Below are 25,023 nucleotides of genomic sequence, written 5' to 3'. Positions count from 1 at the left end.
TCGGCAAGCATCGGTTGTGAGGGACGCCTTGCGGCGCCTGAACACCTGCGTCGTCATTCCGGGGCTCGCCGCAGGCGAGAGCCCGGAATCCAGAACCACAGGCGAGCCCGAACGATGCGACGCGGGTTGCTCAAAGCCGGCAAGCTCGGCGGCTCTGGATTCCGGGCTCCGCTGTGCGGCCCCGGAATGACGACGCGTTTCGGCTCTTTCGAAGGAACTCCGAGCGACCCGCGTCAGCAGGTCCCGGCGCCGCGCGTATTGACGTAGAGCGCGTAGACCGAGTGCGAGGCGGTCATCAGCAGCAGGTTGCGGTTGAGGCCGCCGAAGCAGAGGTTGGCGCAGCGCTCGGGCAAACGGATCCGGCCGATCGGCTTGGCCTGGGGCGAGAGGATGAGCACGCCGTCCTCGGCCTCGCTCATGCCCCAGCCGCACCAGAGGTTGCCGTCGACATCGATCCGGAAGCCGTCCGGCGTGCCGGTGCCGGCGTCGTAGAACACCCGTCCGTTGGCGGTCCTGGTGCCGGTCTCGACCACGTCGTAGACGCGGATCAGGCGGTTCGGCTTGGCGCGCGCCTCGATGACGTAGAGCTTCGACTCGTCCGGCGAGAAGGCCAGCCCGTTCGGTCCCGCGAGACCGGCCACCACCACGCTCGCCTGCCCGGTCGCCGGGTCGATCCGGTAGACATTGCCCGGGAGCTCCGGCGCCGCCATCGACTCGTGCGGGTTGGGTCCGAAGGCCGGATCGGTGAACCAGATTGCGCCGTCGGAATGGCACACGACGTCGTTGGGTGAATTGAGCGGCTTGCCGTCGAACCGGTCGAGCAGCGTGGTGATCGAGCCGTCATGCTCGGTCCGGCTGACGCTGCGGGACTTGTGCTGGCAGGTGACGAGGCGCCCCTGCCGGTCCCGGGTGTTGCCGTTGGCGTAGGCGGACGGCTTGCGGAACACCGTGAGTGCGCCGGAGGCCTCGTCCCAGCGCATGATCCGGTCGTTGACCACGTCGCTGAATAGCAGCGCGCCCATATCGCCGAACCAGACCGGCCCCTCGGCCCAGCGCAGGCCGGTGGCGACACGTTCCACGGTGGCGGAGGGGATGCGGTACTTGGCGAAAGCCGGGTCGAGCACCTCGACGGCGGGATCGGGCACGCGCTGCGACGGCTCCCACCCGGCTCCGGCCGCCCGAGCCGCCCCGAGCAGGGCCGCGCCCGCGAGCAGGCCTCTGCGTGCGATCGTCGCCATGTATCCTCCCTGTCCGGTCAGCCGCCGGCTTCGTCCACGATTCGTGGATCATTGTTTGGCCGTGCTGCCTTGCCCCGGGCTGAGACGTCGGTCCGCGGGGAGCGCGCGGGTCAGTGAATTTCCGGCTCGGGAATGCCTCCGGCGCCCTCGAGGAAGTCGAAGTCGCAACCCTCATGCGCCTGCCGCACGTGCTGGGCGAACAGGCGGTTGTAGCCCCGGGGATAGGCCCGGTCCGGCGGCACGAACGAAGCGACGCGCGCGGCGATCTCGGCCTCGTCCAGATGCAGGTGGATGCGCCGCTCGGACACGTCGACGGTGATCAGGTCACCGTTGCGTACGGCCGCCAGCGGCCCGCCGGCCGCCGATTCCGGCGAGACGTGCAGGATGCAGGCGCCGTAGCTGGTGCCGCTCATGCGCGCGTCCGAGATCCGCAGCATGTCGCGCACGCCCTGCCGGAGCAGGACCTTCGGGATCGGCAGCATGCCCCATTCCGGCATGCCCGGGCCGCCGATCGGTCCGGCATTGCGCAGGACCATGATGTGGTCCGGGGTGACGTCGAGGTCGAGGTCGTTCACCGCCGCGCTCATGGCGTCGTAGTCGTCGAACACCAGGGCCGGCCCGGTATGCTTGAGGAAGCGCGGATCGGCGGCCGGCGGCTTGATCACGCAGCCATGCGGCGCGAGGTTGCCGTACAGGATCGCGGTGCCGCCGGATTCGACGATCGGCTTGTCCAGGGGGCGGATGACGTCGTCGTTGTAGACGCTCATGCCGGCGAGCCCGTCGCCGATCGTGCCGCCGGTGACCGAGCGGGCGTCGAGGTGGAGGAGGGGGGACAGCCGCACCATCAGCGCCCGGATGCCGCCGGCGATATGGAAATCCTCCATCAGCCAAGCGCCCGAGGGCCGCAGGTTGGCGATCACCGGCACCTTCTGGGCGAAATCGTCGAACTCGGACAGCTTGATCGGGATCCCGGCCCGGCCCGCCATCGCCACCAGATGGATCATCGCGTTGGTCGAGCCGGCCAGGGCGTTGTGGACCACGAGGGCGTTCTCCACCGAGCGCCGGTCGAGGATGTCGGACGGTTTCAGGTCCTCCCAGATCATCTCGACGATGCGCCGGCCGCAGGCGCTGGCCATGCGGGGATGGTCGGCATCGGCCGCCGGGATCGAGGCCGCGCCCGGCAGCGACAGGCCGAGCGCCTCGGCGATCGAGGTCATGGTCGAGGCGGTGCCCATGGTCATGCAGGTGCCGAAGGTGCGGGCGATGCCCGCCTCCATGTCGTTCCACTGCTGCGTGGTGATGGTGCCGGCTTCCTTCTCGGCCCAGTATTTCCACACGTCGGAGCCCGAGCCGAGGATCTTGCCGCCGGAATGCCCGCGCATCATCGGCCCGGCCGGCAGGAAGATCATCGGCAGGTTCATGGAGATGCCGCCCATCACCGTGCCCGGCGTGGTCTTGTCGCAACCGCCCATCAGCACCGCCCCGTCCACCGGGTGCTGGCGCAGCAACTCCTCCACCTCCATGGCCAGGAGGTTGCGGTAGAGCATCGTGGTCGGCTTGACGAAGTTCTCCGAGAGCGAGAGCGCCGGCAGCTCGATCGGGAAGCCGCCCGCCTGCCAGACCCCGCGCTTCACCTGCTCCACCCGCTCGCGGAAGTGGAGGTGGCAGGGGTTGATGTCGCTCCAGGTGTTGATGATCCCGACGATCGGCTTGCCGGTGAAGTCGGCGCGCTCGTAGCCCATCTGGAGCATGCGCGAGCGGTGACCGAAGCTGCGCAGGTCGGTGGCGCCGAACCAGCGCTGGCTGCGCAGATCGCCAAGGGTCTTCTTGTGTGCGTTCATCAGACGGTCTCCGGTCTCACGCGCTCGGTCGCGGCGGCCGGTCGGCCCGCCGTGCCGCCCCGGCCCGCCCCCGTCGCGCCCGGCCGGACCGCCAGGAAGGTAATCGTCGCGGAGGCGAGCGCGCAGGCGGCGAGGAAATACAGGCCGGCCTCATAGGTGCCGGTGGCGTCCTTCAGCCAGCCCAGGACGTAGGGGCCGACGAAGCCGCCGAGATTGCCGATCGCATTGATCAGCGCAATGCCCCCGGCCGCGGCCGGTCCTGACAGGAACTCGCCGGGCATCGCCCAGAAGGCGGGCTTGGTGCCGTAGAGCCCGACCGCGGCCACGGACATCGCCGTGAGCGACCAGAGGCTGCCCAGCATCGGCCCCGCGGCGATCAGCCCGAGCATGGCGATCACCCCGGCGACCACGAAGTGCCAGCGCCGCTCGTCGTTCCGGTCCGACGACCAGCTCCAGGCGACCATACCCACCGTGCCGACGACGTAGGGCACCGCGGTGGCCAGGCCGGTCTCCCAGTCCGTGAGCTTCAGGCTCTTGAGGATCGGCGGCAGGAAGAAGGTGATGCCGTAGGTCGCCGTGCCGATGAAGAAGTAGATCGCCGCGAGCGCCAGCACCCGGCGGTCGGTCAGCGCCTGCTTGAGCGTGAAATGCCCGTGCGCCTGGACCGTGTTCCGGCGCTCGGCCTCCAACGTGTCCTCAAGCCAGGCTCGCTCCTCCGGCGCGAGCCAGGCAGCCTTGGCGGGGCGGTCGGTCATCAAGGCGAGCACGACGAAGGCCAGCAGGATCGAGGGCACCGCCTCCAGGATGAACAGCCACTGCCAGCCGTACAGGCCGAGCACGCCGTCGAGCTGGAGCAGCGCGCCGGAGATCACCGCCGTGAGGGCGTTCGAGCCCGGCACCGCCAGGAACAGGGCCGCCACCACCCGGGCCCGGTAGCGCCGGGGAAACCAGTAGGTGAAGTACAGGATCATGCCCGGGAAGAAGCCGGCCTCGGCCACCCCGAGCAGGAAGCGCATCGTCAGGAAGCTCACCGGCCCGGTGATGAAGGCCATGGCGCCCGCGACCAGGCCCCAGGTGACCATGATCCGGGCGATCCAGAGCCGGGCGCCGTTGCGCTCCAGGAGGAGGTTGCTCGGTATCTCGAAGATGACGTAGCCGAGGAAGAAGATCCCCGCGCCCCAGCCGTAAATGGTCGCCGAGAAGCCGAACTCCCGGTTCAGCCCGAACGAGGCGAAGCCCACATTCGTGCGGTCCATGTAGGCGATGAAGTAGATCAACACGATGAGCGGCAGCAGCCGCCACGAAACCTTCGCGACCGTGCGCCGCTCGATCTCCGGCAGCGCCGAGACCGCAGGCATGCCCCCCGACATAGCCCCCTCCCAATCTTGCGTTTTCGATGCCGGCTTCCCGCCGATCGGTATCGGGCGCCGTCAGCGCCCGTTCTGCTTCCGCCACGCGGCGAAGTCGGCGAGACTCTGCTCGTCGGTGGCGGGATAGAGGCCCAGGATGGAGCGGCCCTTGCGGACCTCCTCGGTGACGAAATCCTCGTAGGCGGTCATCTCGACGGCCTCGTCGGCGATCTCGTCGGCGAGGTGGGCGGGAATCACCGCCACGCCGTCGCCGTCACCCACGATCACGTCGCCCGGGAAGACCGGGGCGTCGCCGCAGCCGATCGGCACGTTGATGTCGATCGCCTGATGATGGGTGAGGTTGGTCGGCGCCGAGGGACGCACATGGTAGCTCGGCATGTCGAGTCGGGCGATCTCGTCGGCGTCGCGAAAGCCGCCGTCGGTGACGAGACCGGCGCAGCCGCGCACCATCAGCCGGGTCGCCAGGATCGAGCCGGCCGAGGCCGCGCGCGCATCCTTGCGGCTGTCGATCACGAACACCGCGCCGGGCGGGCATTCCTCCACCGCCTTGCGCTGCGGATGCGCCCGGTCCCGGAACACCGTGATCGGGTTCAGGTCCTCGCGGGCCGGGATGTAGCGCAGGGTGAAGGCCTCGCCGACCATCGTAGCGCCGCCGGCTTTGAGCGGGCGCACGCCCTGGATCATCTGGTTGCGCAGGCCGCGCTTGAACAAGGCGGTCATCAGCGTCGCCGTGCTGACGGTCTTGAGCTTGTCACGCGTCGCGGTGGATAGCCCGGGCATCCGCATCATCCCCCTAAAAGCGGTCGCCGTCGAACCCGGATCATCGAGGATCCGGCCGGCGCGGATGCGCCCTGGGCGACCAGTGATATCTCAGGGCTTGAGTAGGACGCCCACCGGAGCCATTGTCAACCGGAGCAGGCGGGGGCTTCGGGACAGACGGGGGACAGCTTGGCCGGGGAGCGGATTTTGTCGGCGGGCGCCGACGCGTTCGGAATACAGGTCGATGCCAGGCGGCCGCGTTCCCTGTCCGAGACCGCCTACGACGCGATCGAGCAGATGATCATCAGCCGGCGCCTCGCGCCGGGCGCGATGGTGTCGGAGGGGGAGCTCGGTGCGGAACTGGCCCTCGGGCGCACCCCGGTCCGCGAGGCCCTGGCGCGCCTCAAGGCGATCGGCTTCGTCGAAGTCCATCCGCGCCGCGGCGTGCTGGTCACGCAGGTGGACATCATCAAGCACCTCGAGCTGCTGGAAGTCCGGCGCCCGCTCGACGAATTGGTCGCCCGCTGCGTGATCGCCCGCGCCTCGGACGACGACATGGCGACCTTGCAGGCGCGCACCGAGGGCCTGCTCGCGGCCGCCGCGGCCCGGGACCGCGAGGTCTATTTCCGGCTGAAGCGCGCCCTGCACGAGGCGATGGTCGCGGCGGCGTACAACACGACCCTGACCGGCACGATGGGCCCGCTCCACGCCCAGTCGCGGCGCTTCTGGTACGCCCACGAACCCACCGCCAGCTTCCTCGACTGCGCCGGCATCCACGCGGCGATCGTGGCCGGGATCGCCGCTCGCAACATCGAGCGGGCGCTTGCCGAAATCGGCAGGCTGTTCGACCTCCTCGACCGGATGACGCGCCGGGCCCTCGACCGCCAGCCCCTGGTCTGACAGGTTGACCACGCCGCCCGCAGCCCTATCTTGGGACTGAGATATCAGTCGCATCCCAGGAAACGGCATCGGTCAGGCCAAGGCCGCGACAGGCCGGCCGGCTGCTCCTGGGGACATGCTCCGGGGCGCCGTCAACGCCAGGGAGAAACGACTTGAGCGGATTGCCCCAACGCACCGGCGCGCAGGTGCTCGTCGATCAGCTGATCGCCCAGGGCGTGGAGCGGGTCACCTGCGTCCCCGGCGAGAGCTACCTGGCCGTGCTCGATGCGCTGCGCGACAGCGGCATCGACGTGCTCGTCTGCCGCCAGGAAGGCGGCGCCGCGATCATGGCCGAGGCCGCCGGCAAGCTCACGGGCCGCCCCGGCATCTGCTTCGTCACCCGCGGGCCCGGGGCCACCAACGCCTCGGCGGGCGTCCATATCGCGCGCCAGGATTCGACCCCGATGATCCTGTTCGTCGGCCAGATCGCCCGGGCGATGCGGGACCGGGAAGCATTCCAGGAGGTCGATTACCGGCAGATGTTCGGCGGCCTGGCCAAATGGGCGGTGGAGATCGACGACGCGGCCCGCATCCCGGAGATCCTCGCCCGGGCCTTCCGGGTCGCGCTCCAGGGCCGGCCGGGCCCGGTGGTGATCGCCCTGCCGGAGGACATGCTCGACGATGTCGCGGCGGTGGCCGACGCCCCGCGGGTCGTCCCGGCCGAGCCGGCGCCGGCGCCGGGCGATGTGGAGCGGCTGGGCGCGCTGCTCGCCGCGGCGCGGCAGCCGATGGTGCTGCTCGGCGGCTCGCGCTGGACCGAATCGGCCCGCACGGCCCTGGCCGCATGGGCGGAGCGCCACGACGTGCCGGTGGCGGTGTCGTTCCGGCGCGCCAACCTGTTCGCCGCCGACCACCCGAATTTCGCCGGCGAGCTCGGGATCGGGCCGAACCCGGCCCTCCTGGCCCGGATCAAGGAATCCGACCTGCTGCTCATGGTCGGCGGGCGGCTGTCCGAGATGCCGGCCCAATCCTACGGCCTCCTCGGCATCCCCAATCCCGGCCTGCCGCTGGTCCATGTCCACCCGGACCCGGCGGAACTCGGAAGGGTCTACCAGCCGGCGCTGGCGATCCAGGCCACCCCGGAGGCGTTCTGCGCGGCCCTGCCGGCCTATGATGCCCCCCGGACCGGTCGCGCCGCCGAGGCTCACGCCTCCTACCGCGCCTGGTCGGAAACCCCGGAGCCGAAGCCCGGCTCATTCCAGTACGGCGCGGCGATCGCCTGGCTGCGCGAGCGGCTGCCGCCGGACGCGGTGATCTGCAACGGCGCCGGCAACTTCGCCACCTGGGTGCACCGCTACTACCGGTTCCGCGCCTTCGGCACGCAGCTCGCCCCGACCTCGGGCTCGATGGGCTACGGCCTGCCCGCCGCCGTGATGGCCAAGCGCAGCCTCCCCGAGCGGATCGTCGTGACGCTCGCCGGCGACGGCGACGTGATGATGACCGTGCAGGAATTCGCCACCGCCGTGCAGTACGGCGTCGCCATCATCGTCGTGGTCCTCGACAACGGCATGTACGGCACGATCCGGATGCACCAGGAGCGCGAGTATCCCGGGCGCGTCTCGGCGACCGAGCTGCGCAATCCCGATTTCGCCGCCCTGGCCCGCTCCTGCGGCGGCCACGGCGAGCGCGTCGAGCGGACCGAAGAGTTCGCCCCGGCCTTCGAGCGCAGCCTCGCCGCCGGCCTGCCGGCGATGATCCACTGCCTCGTCGATCCGGAGGCGCTGACACCGACCATGACCCTCGCGGCGATCCGCGCGAAGGCCCTGGCGGCACGCGAGGGCTGAGAGGCCTTCCCTGAACACCGACCCGGTGCGGATCCTCCGTACCCCTACGAACAGGAGTCGACGATGACCGTGCGTGGCGAAAACCTGATCGGCGCCCAGGCCCAGCGAGGCACGCAGGCGGCATTCCGGGCCGTAGAGGCGGCCACCGGCCAGGCCCTGGAGCCCGAGTTCCCCGGCGCGAGCCTCCAGGATCTCGACCGGGCCTGCGCCCTGGCGGAGGCCGCCTTCGACACCTACCGCGAGACCGATCCGGAAACCCGGGCGGCCTTCCTCGAGACGATCGCCGCCAACATCCTCGATATCGGTGACGACCTCGTCACCCGCTGCATGCAGGAGACCGGGCTGCCCCGGCCGCGGATCGAGGGCGAGCGCGGCCGCACCGTCGGCCAGCTGCGCCTGTTCGCCGGCGTCCTGCGCGAGGGCAGCGCCTTCGAGATCCGCATCGACCCGGCCCTGCCGGACCGCAAGCCGCTGCCGCGGCCGGACCTGCGCCTGCGCAAGGTCGCGCTCGGACCGGTGGCGGTGTTCGGCGCCAGCAACTTCCCGCTCGCCTTCTCGGTGGCCGGGGGCGACACGGCCTCGGCGCTGGCGGCCGGCTGCCCGGTGATCGTCAAGGCCCATCCGGCCCATCCCGGCACCTCGGAGCTGGTCGGCCGGGCGATCCAGAAGGCGGTGGCCGCGAGCGGCTTGCCCGAAGGGGTGTTCGCGCTGCTGTTCGATGCCGGCCAGTCGATCGGGCAGGGGCTGGTGGCCGATCCCCGCATCGCCGCGGTGGGCTTCACCGGATCGCGCCGGGGCGGCACCGCCCTGATGGAGATCGCGGCCAAGCGCCCGCGCCCGATCCCGGTCTATGCCGAGATGAGCAGCATCAACCCGGTCCTGCTGTTCCCGGGCGCCCTGGCGGCCCGGGGCGAGGCGATCGGCCGGGCCTTCGCAGCCTCCCTGACGCTCGGCGCCGGCCAGTTCTGCACCAATCCGGGCCTGATCCTGGCGGTGCCGGGCCCGGGCCTCGACGCCTTCCTGGCCTCGGCCACGGCCGCCCTGCGGGAGACGCCCGCCGCGACCATGCTGACCCCGGGCATCCACAAGGCCTATTGCGAGGGCGTCGCGCGGCTCGCCGGCCACGCCGCGGTCACGCGCCTCGCCGAAGGACCGGAAGGCACCGCGACCCAGGGCCGGGCGGCCCTGTTCGCCACCGATTCGAGCGCCTTCCTGGCGGAGCCCGAGCTGCAGGAGGAGATGTTCGGCGCCGCGGCCCTGGTGGTGCGCTGCCCCGACCTCGCCGCGATGCGGAAGGTCCTGGAGCATCTCGAAGGCCAGCTCACCGCCTCCCTGCACATCACGCCCGAGGACCATGCGGCCGTGCGGGACCTGCTGCCGCTGCTGGAGCGCCGGGTCGGCCGCATCCTGGTCGACGGCTTCGGCACCGGGGTGGAGGTGGCCCACGCCATGGTCCATGGCGGCCCGTATCCGGCGACCTCCGACGGGCGCACGACCTCGGTGGGCAGCCTCGCGATCGACCGGTTCCTGCGGCCGGTGAGCTACCAGGACCTCCCCGACGCGCTGCTCCCCGCGGCCCTGAAACAAGCCAACCCCCTCGGCCTGCCGCGCCGGATCGACGGCGTTCTCGAGCGCCGCTGACGCGACCGGGCGCACGGGGACGGGCCGGCCCGTCCATCCCCGCGCGCCCCAATCTCGAACGGCGCAGTTTGCGCCCGATCGAGCGCTTGCAACGCCGAGACTCCCCGTCTAGACAGCCCCAGCCCACGGTGGGGCGTCGCCAAGTGGTAAGGCAGCGGTTTTTGGTACCGCCATTCCCAGGTTCGAATCCTGGCGCCCCAGCCAAATTCCTGAAGGATATCAAAGCCCTCAGGTCCGGGACATAACGGACACCCCGGAACAGAACGTGTTTTTCCGGCGCACAAGAGTCGGCACAGTTTCTGAGGGACGGCCAACAGGCCAGTTCCGAACCTCGTACAGCTGCCAAAATTCGGACGCTGGGATCGACGCCGCTGCTGACGCAACACCTGCCGCCTTCACGAACGAGGCCTCGCCGCAAGAACGCGTAGCAGGCTGCTTCATTTCGCCCAGAGGATTTGAACGGACGCCAGAACGCCAAAGGCATCATGTCGACCCGAAGACGCGGTATGATATGCACCGCGAATCCGCTGACACGGCCGGTGCAAAAATGCCTGAAAGCCACGATCCGGTCGTCGAAGCCGTCGAGGCGTTGCGGTCCAGTGACTGTATCATCGAGCCCGATGTCAAGTTCGAGCGATGGCAAGTCGACGGTAAGTGGATCACCAGCGGCGATCTAATGACGCTGGCCCTGCGTCTGGGCCTGATGGAGGGGCCCGTTCGCTTGCAGTAGCTCGACCGAATTCGATTGTGGTCTCGCCGGCTTACCGGCCACTCAATTCAACGTCTGCCTCGCCAAGCCAGGGGCGGCTCGACCGCTGGCCATAGTTGCAACCTACGCCCGCCAGCGCCTCGGCCCGCCCCGGTGTCACACCCCGATCTGCTGGCACCTCACAGGCTTGGAGGAAGAGTCAGCCCCCACACGAATCAACGTAAAGACTTGGCCTGAAGAGCGTTTTTGCCATTTATAACACTCGCACGTGCCCCCATCGCCTCCATCATCCGAAGGGTCGAAAGGCAATTCTCGGTGCAAGGCAAAGCCAGGAATGCTCTTAAGAGTCGGGGTAGCATTACAGCCCTTCGAACCACCTGTGAAAATCTTGACCTATCATCCGGCGCGGGACGATCCCTTCTGGCAAAGAATGTATTTGCATCAGTTCCGGTGATTTCTGCGATTTCCTGCAGCAATTCCCATGTTTTGCGATCCTGACGCATCAAAAATCTCCGATATTCAAACCATGATCAATGGAATATTAATTAATTTGTCATTAAGCTCAGAGTATCATAGGAATTCTGCGGTCACACGACATTAACGCACGTCTTTCCTTATCATAGAAGCCATCAGCAGATGTTGTCCGCTCGAGAAATATGTTTTGATATTATAGCAGGCTTCAGAAACTCCAAGTGCGTTGCCGATATCTCAAATATACTAAAAAGGAGCGGAGGAGTTTTCGGCTACGACGCCTTTGTTGCTGGCTATCTCCCGAGATCACAGCACCAGACCTTGCAAGATTGCGTGATGGTCTCAGGGTGGCCCACCGAGTGGGAGCGTCGTTACCAGGCAAAGGGCTATATCCACATCGATCCCGTCCTCCGTCACATGAGAGATGTGATTGATCCATTCCTCTGGCAGGAAGTTGCGGAAGCGCCCGAGATGGCCAGCGGCCAAATCGTGTTCGACGAAGCGCGCGCCTTCCGTCTGAGCAAAGGTTTCTGTGTTCCGCTTCATCATTATGACGGCGGCGAGGCCTGTATCAGCTTCGGCGGAGAACGACTGGAACTCTCGCCGGATGAGCGCGCGGCACTGCACCTCGTGGCCATCTACGCCCTGTCGGCGGCGCGCAAGATCGTCCATTGCCATGCAGGCCACATTGCGAATGAAGAACCGAAAGGCCCACTGACAGCTCGGGAAATCGAATGCCTGAAATGGTCGGCTGCTGGCAAGACAGCATGGGACATATCAGTAATTCTCTCAATCTCCCGCAGGACTGTCGAGCATCACTTGGAAAGCGCCAGTAATAAATTGCAAGCGGTCAGTCGCGTTCAATGCGTTGCTGAAGCTATACGACGCGGCATCATAACATAATTCGCCCGTAATTTCGTTAGGGTAATTTTACCCATACCCAGACCACAGCCAGCAGGAGATCTATTGCACTCCCTTGATAGGTATGTGCAATGTTTAGACTTGTTCCTGGACACATCGACCTCACCGATCTGCAGCTATCTGATCGGATATACAAATTTCGGCATTCATACTTTGTCGAACGGCTCGGATGGGAAGCGTGCCGAAAGCCTGATCATCGCGAGCGCGATCAGTTCGATGCCTCGGATACATTCCATGTGCTCGGAGAGGAGCACGGGGAGATCGTGGCGTATGCCCGCCTCCTGCCGACCAGCCGCGCCCATCTGCTCTCGGATCTCTACCCCGAGATCATGCAGGGCGTGAAGGCACCAGCCGGCCCACGGATCTACGAATGGACGCGCCAGTCCGTTGTCCCCAAGCGGCGGGAGTTTGCGGACGGCAACACATTCTCGAACGCGTTCATGGGCGCCGTCGCCCAGGCAGCAGAGGCGCTGGATCTAGAGGGGTTGCTCGTCCAGACGCATCCAGCCCTAGTCGCGCGCCTGATCGAGACGGGCTGGGAAGTAGAGCCCCTCGCATTGCCGACAATCTATGCGGGAGCGCTACTTGTCTCCGTCTACGCGCGCCTGACATCACAAACCCTGAAAGCGGCGCAAGCAGCTTTGGCAGCTTTACCCGGCGCGCACCTCGATGTGCCGAGCGATCTCCGCCTCCGCTCGGTATCCGACAGGCCCGCTTATGCCGCTCAACAGAATTGATTCTGTAGAAGGGGCTCATCCGATGCCATCATCAGCTGCGCGGAGCGTCTTGTTCTTCCGAGCCTATAAAGAGGTCGCCTTTCCGCTCTACGAGGCACTCATCACGGAACTCTGCGGTTCTCCGCATCTGCCCTTCCAACTGGCGACCACGCTGGAGGATATCGGGCAGGCGTTCATCAGGCTGGCCGAGCAGGTGAATACCACGTTGAAGCGACGGGGCATCCTCGACCTAGAGGTCGAGGCTGATTCGACCATCGAGGCACAGATCGAGGCTATATTGATCAGACTGGCGAAAGAGGAACGCCTGATCCGGTCGCCGGTCAGAGGGCAAGCGATCCCCGCGCTGACGAATGAGACCGTCCAGCAGGCAATCAGGATCGCCCTCCTTATGACCCACGATCTGCCGATTGCGGGGGAGGCAGCACGGCGCGCGCGTTAGCCAACTAGGCTACGACGGCCATCGCCGTGGCTCATCCTGGCCGAGCGTAGGCCGTCGGCAACTCGCTGACCTGCGTCGTGTAGCGGGGGATACGCATCTCGAATTTCGCACCCCACTCGCGCCGAGCGACGAGCCTGGCCCGAGCCGGCACCACGAGCATTGCAAGCGTCCAGGGCCGCCATCAGTGGTCCTGATCGCGTGCGGTCCATCTGCCCGATCAGCGGCTGCGTAGGTCTCGTAAGCCGCCAAGCCGTATGGTGGATTCCTACGTATGGATGAGACCTACATCAAGGTAAGCAGGCAGCGACGTTATCTCTAGGTGTTTGATCCCACGGTCTGATGTGGCGGATCGAGCCTGAAGCGTTCGGGCCCTTTCGTTCAGACCTGCAGGATATGCTCGTAGGGCGTGAGGCCGCGCAGGGTCTTGAGCCGGCGGCCGCAGTTGTAGGCATCCACGAACAGCTGCAGGTGCTGCCGGAGCTCGTCATGGCTGGCGTAATGGTAGCGCTTGACCGTGGCGTCCTTGATGGTTCGGTTCATCCGCTCGACTTGACCATTCGTCCACGGGCAGCGCGGCTTGGTCAGGCGATGCTCGATCTTGGTCTGCTCGCAGGCCCAATCGAACGAGTGCCAGCGGTAGATGCGCGGCCGATCCTGGGGCGCCCAGTAGGCAACCGCCTTGGCCTCGGCCTCCTCGTCCACCGGATGATTGTCGGCGAACGGGATGCCATTATCCGTCAGCACCGTGTGGATCGTGTACGGCACGGCAGCGACCAGATCGTGGAGAAAGGCTGCCGCGATCCGCTGTGTTGCCGTCTCATGCCGTTGAACGAAGGCAAACTTGCTCGTGCGGTCGATGGCTACGAACAGGTGCAGCTTGCCCTGTTGGGTGCTGACCTGCACGATGTCGATGTGGAAGTAGCCGATTGGGTGGGCCTTGAAGCGCGAGCGCTTGGGCTTGTCGCCGTCAACATCCGGCAGGCGGCTGATGCCGTGACGCTGCAGGCAGCGATGCAGCGACGAACGGGTCCGATGCGGCAGGCTCGGCTGCAGGGCGTAGAGGCAGTCGTCGAGCGGCAACAGGGTATGCCACCGGTCCGGCGACGATCACCGCCTCGTCCTCCAGGCTGAGCACGCGGGAGCGGGGCTCCTTCGGTCCCATCCGCACATCCGTGCTGGTTGGACTGCGCGCCACTTCTGCACAGTCGTTGCGCTGCCTTGGAGAACCTGTCCCATAGCGCGTCCCTCCAGGCGGCATCATTCGTACCACCACACAGCGCGACCAAACATCCGCCCAACCCAGGCATCCGAACCCGCATGGCAACCTCGCCGGAGCGGGCGTTTAGAGCTGAGGGCTCGGCAGCCCTACGCCCGCTTCGCTTCGAGAATGCTGGTCGCCAAGGCGACCCAGTACGCGGCGCCGATGGGCAGGGCGTCGTCGTTGAAGTCGTAGCCGGGATTGTGAAGCGGGCGGCCGGGCTGAGCACCGTCAGTGCCCAGCCAGACATACGCCCCGCGGCAGGCTTGCAGCATGTAGGCGAAGTCCTCCGAGGCCATCGACGGCGCGACGGTTCCGTGCCGGGCCGGGATGGTCGGCACGCGCGCCGCGGCGGCGAGGGCGAGCGGGACGGCGTCCGGGTCGTTGACCGTGGCGGGGTATCCGGTGTGGTAGTCGATTTCGGCGTCGCCGCCATGCGTACGGGCGATGCCCGTGGCGATCTCCGTGATCAGAGCCGCGACCGTGCCGCGGACGCTCTCGGACAGGCAGCGGACGGTCCCCCGGATCGTGGCGAGGTCCGGGATCACGTTCCAGGCGTCGCCGCCGTGGATCTGGGTGATGCTCACCACCGCGGGATCGAGCGGGGCGAGCCGGCGGCTGACGATGGTCTGCAGGGCCAGGACCGTCTCGGAGGCGATCACCAGCGTGTCGATGCCCCGCTCCGGCATGGCGGCATGCGTGCCCGAGCCGCGCACGCGGATCTCGAACGTGTCGAGCGAGGCCATGATCGGGCCCGGGCAGGTCGCGAAGGCCCCGAGCGGCAAGCCCGGCCAGTTATGCAGGCCCCAGACCGTGTCGCAGGGGAACAGCCGGAACAGGCCGTCCTCCACCATCGCCCGGCCGCCGCCCTCGCATTCCTCGGCCGGCTGAAAGATGACGTGGATCGTGCCGCGCAGGGTCTCGGCGCGCGCGAGCTGGCTGGCGGCGCCGAGCAGCATCGCGACATGCCCGTCGTGTCCGCAGGCATGCATCACGCCCGGGGTCCTGGAGGCGTGGGGCAGGCCGGTCGCCTCTTGGATGGGCAGCGCGTCCATGTCGGCGCGCAGGCCGACGGCCGGGCCCTCGCCCCGGCGCAGCGTCCCGACGACGCCCGTCCGGCCCAGGCCCCGATGGACCTCGAAGCCGCAGGCGGCGAGCTCGCGCGCGACCAGATCCCCGGTGCGCACCTCCGCGAAGGCCAGCTCCGGATGGGCGTGCAGGTCCTGCCGCCAGGCGACCATGCGGCCGAGGATGTCCGCGTCTATGCTCATGCCGTCCGCTCCCTGGCCGTCACAGGTCCGATCCCGGCCATCCCTGCGCGTCGGTCGATCCGCGTCTCACGTCACCGGGACGTGCATCCAGAACTGCGCGATCAGGGTCGCGCCCAGGAATGTACCGGCATTCGCCATGAACGAGACCACGACGATGCGCCAGCCCAATTGCCGGAAGGCGGGGATGTCCTTGGCTATGGACAGGCCGGCGAATGTCAGGATCGGGGTGGCCAGGGCGAGGAAGTTGATCTTGCCGGTCATGGCGGCGATCTCGGCCGCGTAGGGCATCGCCGGATAGGTCAGCGCCATGCCGATCAGGGAGACCCAGATCACCGCGGGAAGCTTCCGCGCCGAGAGCACGTAGAGGCCCCAGCCGAGGATCACGACCCCGATGATGATCGCCATCCCGCCCACGACCGCGGCGTCGGGGATCACGCCGTAGGTCAGATAGTTGCCGATGAGCCCGTAGGCGCCGATCAGCACCCACGCCACCAGCATCTCGGCGAACCCGATCGCTGTTTCCTCATGCGCCGGGGCCAATGCGGCGGCCGATGGTTCCCGGACGGTGTCGCGCCGGTTGCGCCCGAGGATCGGTTCGAGCTTGCCGTAGGCCCAGATCGTGAAGGGCAGTGACAGGAACAGCGTGAAGTAGGTTCCGATCGTCGTGGTGATCAGGTTGCTCGCCGCCGCGAAGGTGGCGACGTCCTTGGCCACCTCGGGCGTCTGCTGCGCCGCGATGGCCCCCGACGCGGCGGCCATCATGCTGCCGGACCCGACGCCCGCCCCCATGGCGAGGGCGAGCGGATTGAAGATGTTCAGGCTGGCGACGAGACCGGCGAGGACGGCGATGAAGACCGCCCCGAACACCGTACCGGTGAGGTATTCCGCGAGCACGCCGCGCCCTTCGGGAGAATCCATCCCGTAGCGCTCGCCGATGATGGCCAGGCTCGGCTCCCGGCCGACCGAGAAGGTCGCGCCGATGGCCTCCCGCTTGATGCCGAGCAGGAGCGCGACCGGAAGGCCGAACACCATGGTGCCGAAGAAGTGGCCGAACTCCTGGAACACGAGCGACCATCCCGACGCGAAGATCTTCGGCAGCGAGCCGCCGACCAGCAGGCCGAGCTTCGCGATGAAGATGAGGAGGGCCGGCTGCAGGAAAGCGGCCGCGGCCGATTGCGTCGAGGACCTGAGGCGCAGGAGGGCCGGAAGCCGGGGGCTCGCCAGGCCGAGGGCTCCGCCGAGCAGGAGGGCCCAGAGCAGGGGCAGCAGGACGATCTTTCCGGTCCCGACGGGGATGTTGATGTTGCCGATGGCCTCGGCGATGACGACGATGACCAGCGCAATGAGGAACAGCCGGGCGCGGCTCGGTCTCTCGGTCGGGGCGGCCTCGAATGGGATCGGCCCGCGATGGATTGCTTCCTGTGCCATGGCTGTTGTCCTCCCTGCGACGGGTCGCGGCGCGTCTGGTTTTGATTGTTGTTCTTGATTGTTGTTCTTGTTCGTTGTTCTTGCGCCGCCGTCGGCTCCCGCGGACCTCGTGAGGGGCCCGCGGGGGGACGGAAGCGTCGATGCGGCGGCAGCGTCTTGGCGGCCCCTTTCGGCGTCAGCCGACGTAGCCGAAGGCCACGCCGGGCTGGGCCGCGGTCTCGACCCACACGCTCTTGGTCTGGGTGTAGGCCATCAGCGCCTCGCGCCCGGAGGACCGGCCGAAGCCGGAGCGGCCGAAGCCGCCGAAGGGCGAGGCGACGTTGATCGTCTTGTAGCCGTTGACCCAGAACGTCCCGGCCCGGACGGCGGCGGCGACCCGGTGGGCGCGGCCGACATCGTTCGTCCAGACCGCGCCGGCGAGGCCGAACGGCGTGGCGTTGGCGATCGCGACCGCCTCCTCCTCGGTCTCGAACGGCAGGACGGTCAGCACCGGGCCGAACACCTCGTCCCGGGCGATCGCCGCATCGGGCGCCACGCCGTCGACCACGGTCGGACCGAAGTAGAAGCCGCCGGTGTCCCGCAGGTCGGCCGGGCAGGCGCCGCCCGCGGCGATGCGGGCGCCGGCATCCGCGGCCTGGCCCACCATCGCGGCGATCTTGTCCCATTGCCGGCGGTTGTTGATCGGCCCGATCTGGGTCGTCGGGTCGGTGGGCGCGCCCACCGGGATGCGGCCCGCGGCGTAGGACAGCCGCTCGACGAAATCCGCGTGCACCGACCGGTGGACGAGGAGGCGCGAGCCGGCGACGCAGCTCTGCCCGGCACCGCCGAAGATCGCCGCCTGCGCGCCCACCAGGGCCCGGTCGAGATCGGCATCCGCGAACACGATGTTGGCCGACTTGCCGCCGAGCTCGAGCACGCTCGGCACGATGTTGCGGGCGGCGGCCGCCGCGATCTGCGCCCCGGCCTCCGCCGAGCCGACGAACACCACGAGGCGCGTGTCGGGATGGGCCACGGCCGCCGCCCCGGTGGTCGGGCCCGCGCCCGCCAGCACCGAGACGAGGCCGCGCGGGATCCCCTCGGCCCGGTCGCACAGCATCCCGAGGGCCAGGGAGGTCAGCGGCGTCAGCTCGGAGGGCTTCAGGACGACCGCGTTGCCGGCGCAGATGGCCGGGGCGATCTGCCAGCCGGCGGTGAAGATCGGGGCGTTCCACGGCGTGATCTGCACCACGGTGCCGAACGGTTCGGCGCGGGTGTAGTTCAGGTGCGAGGTCGGGACCGGGATGACCTCGCCGTGCAGCTTGTCGCACCAGCCGGCATAGTATTCGAACATCTCCGCGACCTTGCCGACCTCGCCGCGCGTGTCGCGGATCGGCTTGCCGGCCGACAGGGTCTCCAGCTCGGCCAGCGCCTCGGCGTTCTGCCGGATCAGGGCGGCCACCGCCCACATCGCCCGGCAGCGGGCCGCCGCCGTCATGCCCCACCAGGTCCGCTGGGCGGGCCGGGCCGCCGCCATGGCGGCATCCACGACTGACGCGCCGGCATCCGCGAAGCGCGCCACCACCCGGCCGTCCGCCGGGTTCACGAGATCGAGGGTTTCACCCGTTCCCGCATGGACCTCGCCGGACACGACGCTGCCGATGGGGCCGCCGAGGGACAGGGCGGACAGGAGTTCCGAGATGCGCTGCGCCGCATCGCCTGGCACGGTGGTCGACATCACTTCGCTCCGTTCGTGGTGCGGTAATCGGCCATGCGGGTGAAGTCCGCGGCGTCCGGGATGGCCTCGCGGGTGGTCGCCCAGATCTGCGCGACATGGGCGGACAGCGGCAGGTCGGCGCCGCTCTCGGCGGCCAGCTCCATGGCGAGGCGCACGTCCTTGCGCATCAGTCCCGCGGCAAAGCCGCTGTCGAAGCTGTTCGACAGGATCCAGCGGGGAAACATCACCTCGCTGATCGCGCTGCGCCCCGTGGCGGTGTTGACGACCTTGATCGCCTCCTCGGCCGACAGGCCGGCCGCCTCCGACAGGCGCATCGCCTCGCCCGTGGTCACGAGGTGGGCGGCGACGAGGAGGTTGTTCACGAGCTTGACGATGTTGCCGGCGCCGGACGGCCCGACATGCGGGGCGCGGGCCGACATCGCCGACAGGACCGGCTCGGCCAGGGCGTAGTCGGCCTCCGAGCCGCCGACCATCATCGTCAACGTGCCTTCGGCGGCCCCCGAGGGGCCTCCGCTGACCGGCGCGTCGAGCAGGGCATGACCGGCCTGTTCGAGGCGGGCGGCCAGCCGCCGGGTGGTGCCGGGATCCGAGGTGGAGGTATCGACGACGACGACCTTCCGGTCGGTCCGGGACAGCAACCCGCCCTCCGCCGTCACCACGGCCTCGACATCGCGGGCCAGGGGCAGCGAGAAGACCAGGGCATCCGCGCGACGCAGGACGTCGGTCAGGTCCGGGACGAATGAGACGCCGGCCGCCTCGATGGCGGCACGCCGGGCGTCGCTGATGTCGTAGCCGATGACCTTGAAGCCCTTCCGGGCCAAGGTCGCCGCCATGCCGAGGCCCATATTGCCGAGCCCGACGACGCCGACCGTCTCAATATTCATCGCGATACCTCCCGTTTAGGAAATGGTATCGATCGCCGATGCGGTCGCTACAAGAATTGCTTTTCGAACAAATCGTTCTTGTTAAAGCAACACTCAGCGCTGCGGCTGGAAGGCGACGAGGTGTTCGGTGAGCCAGCCCAGCAGCCGGCCCATCGCTTCCGGCAGCCGCCGTCCCGAGCGCACGACGAGGTGCGCGCTCGCCTCGGAGAGGACCGGGTCGAGCAACGGGAGGACGGTGACGGCGTCGGTCTGCAATTCGGCCGCGACGGCGAAACGCGGCAGGAACGCGACGCCCAATCCCGCCGTCACGAAGCGCCTGTGCATCTCGAACGACGCGGTCTCCAGGCGCGCGACGAGCCGGAAGCCGCCATCGGCCTCGACGCGTCCCAGGAGCTGGCGCACGCCGTGGTCGGAGGGAAGCAGGACGACCGGCTCGGAGGCGAAGGTGCGCAGGCCCACGGGGGTCGAGGAGCCGGCGAGGGGATGGTCCTTCGGGAGGACGGCCAGCAGCGGCTGCCGCGCCGACACGACGCCGCGCACGTCCGGATGGGCCGGCGGGTTGTAGGCGAGACCGATATCCGTATCGCCCTGGGCGACCGCTGACAGCACGCTGTCCGTGGTCCCGAGGGAGACCTGGAACGAGATTCCGGGATAGGCGGTGACGAAGTTGGCCAGGCCGTTATCGAGCAGGTCGACCAGGAAGCCTGCGCCGCAGGTCAGCCGGATCGTTCCCTGCTGGACGCCGCGCAGCCGTTTGAGGTTGTCCTCAAGGAGGGCGGCCTCGTCGGCCTGGCGCTGGGCGTGCTGGGCGACGATGCGCCCGGCCTCCGTCGGCACGACGCCGCGCGGCAGCCGCTCTAGGAGATTCTCGCCGCACTCGGCCTCCATCTCGCTGATGTGGCGGCTGACCGCGGAGGCCGCGACGTTGAGCGCTTCCGCGGCGCCTCGGACGGAGCCGGTCCGGACGACGGCCAGGAAGTATCGCAGCGCTCGATCGTTCATCGCCGGGCAAGCGTGCGCTTTGGTCCCCCGCATATCAAGGCATGCGCAGGCATCGGCAGGCCCGAACCACGGCTTCTGCCCAACGACCTTCGCCTGTCCGGCGCGGCCGGTGGCCTATGGTCGAGGCCCGCCGCCCGTCCCTCACGTCGGGGCGGCGGCGTCCGCCCCGTGGAGGTATCGGCGGTCGAACCGATCGCCCAGGCCGGTCAGCACCTCGTAGCCGATGGTGCCGGCATCGGCCGCGACCGCGTCCAGGGAGCGGTGCGGGCCGATGATCTCGACCGCGTCGTCCTCGGCCAGCGCCCCGGCCGGGAGCGCCGAGGCGTCCACCACGATGCTGTCCATCGACACCCGGCCGAGAATGGGCAGCGCGACCCCGCCCGCCCAGGCCGCGCCCCGCCCGCTGGCGCTCCTCAGGAACCCGTCCGCATAGCCGATTGCCACGGTCGCGAGGCGCGACGCGGTCGCGGTCCGTGCGGTGTAGCCGTATCCGACCGCCGTGCCGGCCGGCACGTCGCGCACCTGCAGGACGCGGGCCTCCAGCTTGACCACGGGCTTCAGCGGGTTGGGACGCCCCGCAACGGGCGCCACCCCGAACAGGGCCGCGCCCGGCCGCGCCACATCGTAATGGTAATCCGCCCCCAGGAAGATCCCGGAGGAGGCGGCGAGGCTGGCGCGCATGGGCGGGAGCCGCCGCCGCGCATCCTCGAACCGGGTCCGTTGCGCCGGGTTCGCGTCGCTGTCGGGGGCGTCCGCGCAGGCCAAGTGGCTCATGACCAGACGCCAGTCCACGGCATCGGGCTCGCCCGCCCGATCCGCGACGGCCGCGATTTCGGCGGGAGACAGGCCGAAGCGGCTCATGCCGGAATCGACCTGCAACAGCCCCGGTAGCTTGCAGGCGCGCGCCCGGGCCAACGCGGCCCAGCGCGCGAGCTGGCCCGGCGTGTTGATGACCGGGACCAGCCCGTGCGCCAGGCATTCGGCCTCAGCGTCGCGCGGGGCACCGTGCAGGACCCACACGGCGGCCTCCCGGGGCACGTGCCGCCGCAGCGCGATCCCTTCGTCGAGATGGGCCACGAAGAAGGTTCGGCAGCCGGCCGCGGACAGGACGGGGGCGACGCGCGCGGCGCCCAGGCCATACGCGTCCGCCTTCAGCACCGCCGCGCATTCCGCCGTCCCGAGGCGCCGGGACAGGAGCCGGTAATTGGCCGCGATGGCGTCGAGGTCGACCGTCAGAATCGCCCCCGCATGCGGATTCCCGCCCTTGTCGAACGCCTGCACCCCCGTCGTCTCCCGATCCCGCACGCGCGCGTCCACCGGGCCTCAGGCCGCGTAACGGCTGACGGCGAGGTCGTCGTGGGCGATGTCGGGCGCCCGGCCGGACATCAGGTCCGCGAGGAGCCGGCCCGACCCGCAGGCCATGGTCCAGCCGAGGGTGCCGTGGCCGGTATTGGTATACAGGTTGTCGTACCGGGTCGCGCCGACGATGGGGGTCCCGTCCGGCGTCATCGGGCGCAGGCCGGTCCAGAAGGTCGCCCGGCTGAGGTCGCCCCCGGCCGGAAACAGGTCGTGGACGCAGCGCTCCAGGGTCGCGCGACGGGGCGGGCGCAGGGCCTGGCTGAAGCCGGCGAGCTCGGCGGTGCCGCCGACCCGTATGCGGTCGCCGAGCCGGGTCAGGCCGACCTTGAAGGTCTCGTCCATCACCGTGGACACGGGAGCCGCCTCCGGATCCGTCACGGGGAGCGTCAGGGAATAGCCCTTGACCGGGTAGATCGGCAGGTTCAGCCCAAGCGGTCGCAGGAGCGCCGGGGTGAAGCTGCCCATCGCGGCCACATAGGCGTCGGCGTGCAGCACCTCGGACCCGCAGGCGACGCCGGTCACGCGGCCGCCCGAAGCCTGGAGCCCCGTCACCGTCACGGTGTAGCGGAACGTGACGCCGAGCTCCTCGCAGATGGCGGCGAGCCTCTGCGTGAACAGGTGGGCATCCCCGGTCTCGTCCCCGGTGAGACGCAGCCCGCCCACGATCTTGTCCTTCACCCGGCCGAGCGCCGGCTCGGCGGCGACGCAGCCCGCCGGGTCCAGGACCTGATAGGCGACGCCGTAGGCGTCCAGGACCTTGGTGTCGTCGCCGACGTGATCGAGCTGCTTGCGGGTGCGGAACAGCTGCAGCGTGCCGCGTTCGCGGTGGTCGTAGGCGATGCCGGTCTCGACGCGCAGGTCGCGCAGGACGTCGCGGCTGTATTCCGCGAGCCTCACCATCCGCCCCTTGTTGCGGGTGTAGGCCTCCTCCGTGCAGTTCGCCAGCATGCGGGCGAGCCAGCCGTAGAGGCGGGGCTCGACGGAGGGCCACAGGACCAGGGGGCGGTGGCGCATCATCAGCCACTTCATCGCCTTGACCGGAATGCCCGGCGCGGCCCAGGGGGCGGAATAGCCGGGCGAGACCTGCCCGGCATTGGCGAAGCTGGTCTCCAGGCCCGAGGCGGGCTGCCGGTCGATCACCGTGACCTCATGGCCGGCCTTGGCCAGATAATAGGCGGAGGACACGCCGACCACGCCGCTTCCCAGGACCAAGACCCGCATGTCCGCTCTCCACGGCGCCGAACATCCGCATTCGGCGCTCACCCGCCGCCCGAGCGCCGCGATCGCGGAATGCTCGGCGGGGTCCGCGGGACCCGCGTCGCGCGGTCCCGGGCCGAGGTGTATCGAACATCGAAACCCGCGCACGATGCTGCGAACATGTTGCATGGTCTGCGAAAGCGATGCCATGCAACAACAGGATTTGCGACCGGGCGACAGATCGTTGCGCCATGCCACAGGATGCGATCGATACCGCCATCATCCACGCCCTGCGCGAGGATGCCCGGATGCCCAACGCGGCCCTGGCCAAGCGCGTCGGCCTATCCGCCTCCGCCTGCCTGCGCAGGCTGCGGACGCTGGAGCGGGACGGGACGATCCGGGGTTACACCGTCCTGCTCGACGCATCGGCCGCCTCGGGCCTCGTCGTGATGACCCAGATCGAGCTGGAGCGGCAGACGGAGGATTACCTGAACCGGTTCGAGGCCGCCGTCCGCCGCTGCCCGGACATCCAGGATTGCTACCTCATGACCGGCAGTTCGGATTACCTGCTGAAGATCCGGGTGGCCGATGCCGGGGAATACGAGCGGCTCCACCGATCCGTGCTGTCGAAGCTGCCGGGCGTGTCCCGGATCCAATCCAGCTTCACGATCCGGAGCGTCGTCGGGCGCTGACCTTGCATCGTGAAGCAACCGCTGGCCCTGATCGGCGCCCCCGGCTGCGCGAGCCGCGGGGCGCCGGGTCGATCACGCGTAGATCGGGAAGCGGGCGCAGAGATCCGAGACCTGCCCGTGGATCGAGCGGATGAGGGCTTCGTCGGACGGAGCCTTGACGATCTGGGCGATCCAGGTGCCGATCGCACGAAACTCCTCGGTCCCGAAGCCGCGTGCGGTGCCGGCGTTGCTGGACAGGCGCAGGCCCGAGGGTGCCTCCGGGGGGCGCTCGTCGAACGGGATCTGGTTCTTGTTCACCGCCAGCCCCGCATGCTCCAGCGCCTTCGCGGCGATGTCGCCGGTGATGCCCTGGTTGACGAGATCGACGAGCATCAGCCCGCAATCCGTGCCGCCGGCGACCAGGCGGATGCCGGCTTCCGACAGGGTGGCGGCGAGCATACGGGCGTTGTCGAGCACCGCCTGGTTGTAGCCCTTGAATTCCGGCCGGAGGGCTTCGCCGAAGCAGGCCGCTTTGGCGGCCACGATGTGCAGCATCACCGAGCCCTGGACGCCCGGGAAGATGCCGTAATTGATCTTGTCGCTCAGCGCCGCGTCGTTCCACAGCACCAGGCCGCCGCGCGCACCGCGCAGGGACTTGTAGGTGGTCGAGGTCACGACGTGCGCGTGCGGCAGCGGATCGGGATAGATCCCGGAGGCCACCAGCCCGGCGAAATGGGCCATGTCGACGACCAGGTAGGCGCCGACCTCGTCGGCGATCGCGCGCAATCCGGCGAAGTCCAGGACCCGGGCGTAGGCGGACCCGCCCGCGATGATCATCCGGGGCTTGTGCTCACGGGCGAGGCTGCGCAGCTCATCGAGGTCGACGAGCTCGGTCTCGCGGTTCACGCCGTACCGGACGATGTTGTAGTCCCGCCCGGTCAAGGTCGCGGGGTGGCCGTGGCTGATATGGCCGCCGGCGGCGGTGTTCATCGACAGGATGGTGTCGCCGAGCTTCAGCAGCCCGAGGAAGACGCCGCCGTTGGCGTTCGATCCGGAATGCGACTGCACGTTCGCGAAGCGCGCGCCGAAGAGTTTCTTGGCACGCCGGAGGGCAAGGTCTTCCACCGCGTCGGCGAATTCCGCGCCGCCGTAATAGCGGGCGAAGGCGAAGCCCTCGACGGTCTTGTTGGTGAGGACCGAGCCCTGCGCCTCGAGCACGAGGCGGGACACGATGTTCTCGGACGCGATCAGCTCGATCCCCTCCTGCTGGCGGCGCAGCTCCCCGCGGATGGAGGCGGCGAGCTCGGGATCGGCGTCGAGCCCTTCCGTGAAGTAGCCCTTGTGGAGGTATGTCATGTCGCCAGGCCCATGCTGCGCGGGAACAGGGGAG

Annotated in this window: 21 protein-coding genes, 1 tRNA gene and 1 pseudogene; 9 read left to right on the top strand and 14 right to left on the bottom strand. The window is 68.8% G+C overall.

All coding sequences use genetic code 11. The annotated features are described in order from the left end of the window. Nucleotides 1-233: 233 nt before the first annotated feature. From BMZ47_RS05860 to BMZ47_RS05845, 4 genes are all read right to left on the bottom strand, one after another. Nucleotides 234-1,238: an SMP-30/gluconolactonase/LRE family protein gene (locus BMZ47_RS05860; protein WP_244536738.1), complete on the bottom strand. Its 1,005-nt coding sequence runs from the start codon at nt 1,236-1,238 to the stop codon at nt 234-236. A 110-nt stretch (nt 1,239-1,348) separates the two neighbouring features. Then, on the bottom strand, nt 1,349-3,079 hold the full coding sequence (araD, locus tag BMZ47_RS05855; protein WP_007560822.1) for an L-arabinonate dehydratase: 1,731 nt from the start codon (nt 3,077-3,079) through the stop codon (nt 1,349-1,351). Further along, nucleotides 3,079-4,449 (bottom strand): MFS transporter, encoded by a 1,371-nt coding sequence (locus tag BMZ47_RS05850; protein WP_091859628.1) that lies wholly within the window; start codon nt 4,447-4,449, stop codon nt 3,079-3,081. Before BMZ47_RS05850 ends, araD begins: the two co-directional genes overlap by 1 nt. A 60-nt stretch (nt 4,450-4,509) precedes the next feature. After that, the gene (locus tag BMZ47_RS05845) at nt 4,510-5,229 is read right to left on the bottom strand and encodes a ribonuclease activity regulator RraA (protein ID WP_091859783.1); all 720 of its coding nucleotides are present in this window, start codon (nt 5,227-5,229) and stop codon (nt 4,510-4,512) included. Nucleotides 5,230-5,415: 186 nt separating this feature from the next. Here BMZ47_RS05845 and BMZ47_RS05840 point away from each other — a divergent pair, with 186 nt between their 5' ends. The 8 genes from BMZ47_RS05840 to BMZ47_RS05805 all read left to right on the top strand — a co-directional run bounded on the left by BMZ47_RS05840 (nt 5,416) and on the right by BMZ47_RS05805 (nt 12,849). Further along, a complete protein-coding gene (locus BMZ47_RS05840) occupies nt 5,416-6,108 on the top strand; it encodes a GntR family transcriptional regulator (RefSeq protein WP_091859625.1) in 693 nt (230 codons plus the stop codon). Nucleotides 6,109-6,260: 152 nt separating this feature from the next. Continuing rightward, complete coding sequence (locus BMZ47_RS05835) at nt 6,261-7,931, top strand: thiamine pyrophosphate-binding protein (protein ID WP_091859622.1); 1,671 nt, start codon at nt 6,261-6,263, stop codon at nt 7,929-7,931. 63 nt (nt 7,932-7,994) lie between these two features. Then, nucleotides 7,995-9,572, top strand: a complete 1,578-nt coding sequence (locus BMZ47_RS05830; protein WP_091859620.1) for an aldehyde dehydrogenase (NADP(+)) — start codon at nt 7,995-7,997, stop codon at nt 9,570-9,572. 129 nt (nt 9,573-9,701) lie between these two features. Beyond that, a tRNA-Gln gene (locus tag BMZ47_RS05825) sits at nt 9,702-9,776 on the top strand. 307 nt (nt 9,777-10,083) lie between these two features. Continuing rightward, nucleotides 10,084-10,302 carry a hypothetical protein gene (locus BMZ47_RS05820; RefSeq protein ID WP_244536737.1) on the top strand — a complete coding sequence of 73 codons (219 nt, stop codon included), beginning with the start codon at nt 10,084-10,086 and terminating at the stop codon, nt 10,300-10,302. A gap of 615 nt (nt 10,303-10,917) precedes the next feature. Beyond that, nucleotides 10,918-11,655, top strand: coding sequence for a helix-turn-helix transcriptional regulator (locus tag BMZ47_RS05815; RefSeq protein ID WP_091859614.1), 738 nt, complete (start codon nt 10,918-10,920; stop codon nt 11,653-11,655). A gap of 89 nt (nt 11,656-11,744) precedes the next feature. Beyond that, nucleotides 11,745-12,410, top strand: coding sequence for an acyl-homoserine-lactone synthase (locus BMZ47_RS05810; RefSeq protein ID WP_091859609.1), 666 nt, complete (start codon nt 11,745-11,747; stop codon nt 12,408-12,410). 49 nt (nt 12,411-12,459) lie between these two features. Then, nucleotides 12,460-12,849: a hypothetical protein gene (locus BMZ47_RS05805; RefSeq protein ID WP_091859605.1), complete on the top strand. Its 390-nt coding sequence runs from the start codon at nt 12,460-12,462 to the stop codon at nt 12,847-12,849. A gap of 31 nt (nt 12,850-12,880) precedes the next feature. Here the strand turns inward: BMZ47_RS05805 and BMZ47_RS29290 are convergent, their stop codons facing one another. The 9 genes and pseudogenes from BMZ47_RS29290 to BMZ47_RS05760 all read right to left on the bottom strand — a co-directional run bounded on the left by BMZ47_RS29290 (nt 12,881) and on the right by BMZ47_RS05760 (nt 22,986). After that, nucleotides 12,881-12,946 (bottom strand): hypothetical protein, encoded by a 66-nt coding sequence (locus BMZ47_RS29290; protein WP_425285054.1) that lies wholly within the window; start codon nt 12,944-12,946, stop codon nt 12,881-12,883. A gap of 218 nt (nt 12,947-13,164) precedes the next feature. After that, a pseudogene (locus BMZ47_RS05795) lies at nt 13,165-14,085 on the bottom strand (IS481 family transposase). A gap of 129 nt (nt 14,086-14,214) precedes the next feature. Continuing rightward, nucleotides 14,215-15,378 (bottom strand): M20 aminoacylase family protein, encoded by a 1,164-nt coding sequence (locus BMZ47_RS05790; protein ID WP_091859603.1) that lies wholly within the window; start codon nt 15,376-15,378, stop codon nt 14,215-14,217. Nucleotides 15,379-15,444: 66 nt separating this feature from the next. After that, nucleotides 15,445-16,806: a DUF3100 domain-containing protein gene (locus BMZ47_RS05785; protein WP_091859601.1), complete on the bottom strand. Its 1,362-nt coding sequence runs from the start codon at nt 16,804-16,806 to the stop codon at nt 15,445-15,447. A gap of 175 nt (nt 16,807-16,981) precedes the next feature. Continuing rightward, nucleotides 16,982-18,520 carry an aldehyde dehydrogenase family protein gene (locus BMZ47_RS05780; protein WP_091859598.1) on the bottom strand — a complete coding sequence of 513 codons (1,539 nt, stop codon included), beginning with the start codon at nt 18,518-18,520 and terminating at the stop codon, nt 16,982-16,984. Then, nucleotides 18,520-19,404, bottom strand: a complete 885-nt coding sequence (locus BMZ47_RS05775) for an NAD(P)-dependent oxidoreductase (RefSeq protein WP_091859595.1) — start codon at nt 19,402-19,404, stop codon at nt 18,520-18,522. Before BMZ47_RS05775 ends, BMZ47_RS05780 begins: the two co-directional genes overlap by 1 nt. Before the next feature lie 93 nt (nt 19,405-19,497). Further along, nucleotides 19,498-20,406 carry a LysR family transcriptional regulator gene (locus BMZ47_RS05770; RefSeq protein ID WP_007567217.1) on the bottom strand — a complete coding sequence of 303 codons (909 nt, stop codon included), beginning with the start codon at nt 20,404-20,406 and terminating at the stop codon, nt 19,498-19,500. Nucleotides 20,407-20,547: 141 nt separating this feature from the next. Further along, nucleotides 20,548-21,687 carry an alanine racemase gene (alr, locus tag BMZ47_RS05765; protein WP_091859780.1) on the bottom strand — a complete coding sequence of 380 codons (1,140 nt, stop codon included), beginning with the start codon at nt 21,685-21,687 and terminating at the stop codon, nt 20,548-20,550. A 42-nt stretch (nt 21,688-21,729) separates the two neighbouring features. Further along, nucleotides 21,730-22,986 (bottom strand): D-amino acid dehydrogenase, encoded by a 1,257-nt coding sequence (locus BMZ47_RS05760; RefSeq protein ID WP_091859592.1) that lies wholly within the window; start codon nt 22,984-22,986, stop codon nt 21,730-21,732. A gap of 227 nt (nt 22,987-23,213) precedes the next feature. Here BMZ47_RS05760 and BMZ47_RS05755 point away from each other — a divergent pair, with 227 nt between their 5' ends. Then, nucleotides 23,214-23,654: an Lrp/AsnC family transcriptional regulator gene (locus tag BMZ47_RS05755; RefSeq protein ID WP_091859589.1), complete on the top strand. Its 441-nt coding sequence runs from the start codon at nt 23,214-23,216 to the stop codon at nt 23,652-23,654. A gap of 72 nt (nt 23,655-23,726) precedes the next feature. On the opposite strand, the gene BMZ47_RS05750 is transcribed toward BMZ47_RS05755, so the two are convergent. Then, complete coding sequence (locus BMZ47_RS05750; protein ID WP_091859586.1) at nt 23,727-24,989, bottom strand: serine hydroxymethyltransferase; 1,263 nt, start codon at nt 24,987-24,989, stop codon at nt 23,727-23,729. Between the last annotated feature and the right edge of the window lie 34 nt (nt 24,990-25,023).

This window comes from Methylobacterium brachiatum (assembly GCF_900113845.1).
Classification (GTDB): domain Bacteria; phylum Pseudomonadota; class Alphaproteobacteria; order Rhizobiales; family Beijerinckiaceae; genus Methylobacterium; species Methylobacterium brachiatum.
The sequence above is the reverse complement of the archived record's forward strand: the minus strand, read 5'-3'. Positions and strand labels throughout refer to the sequence as shown.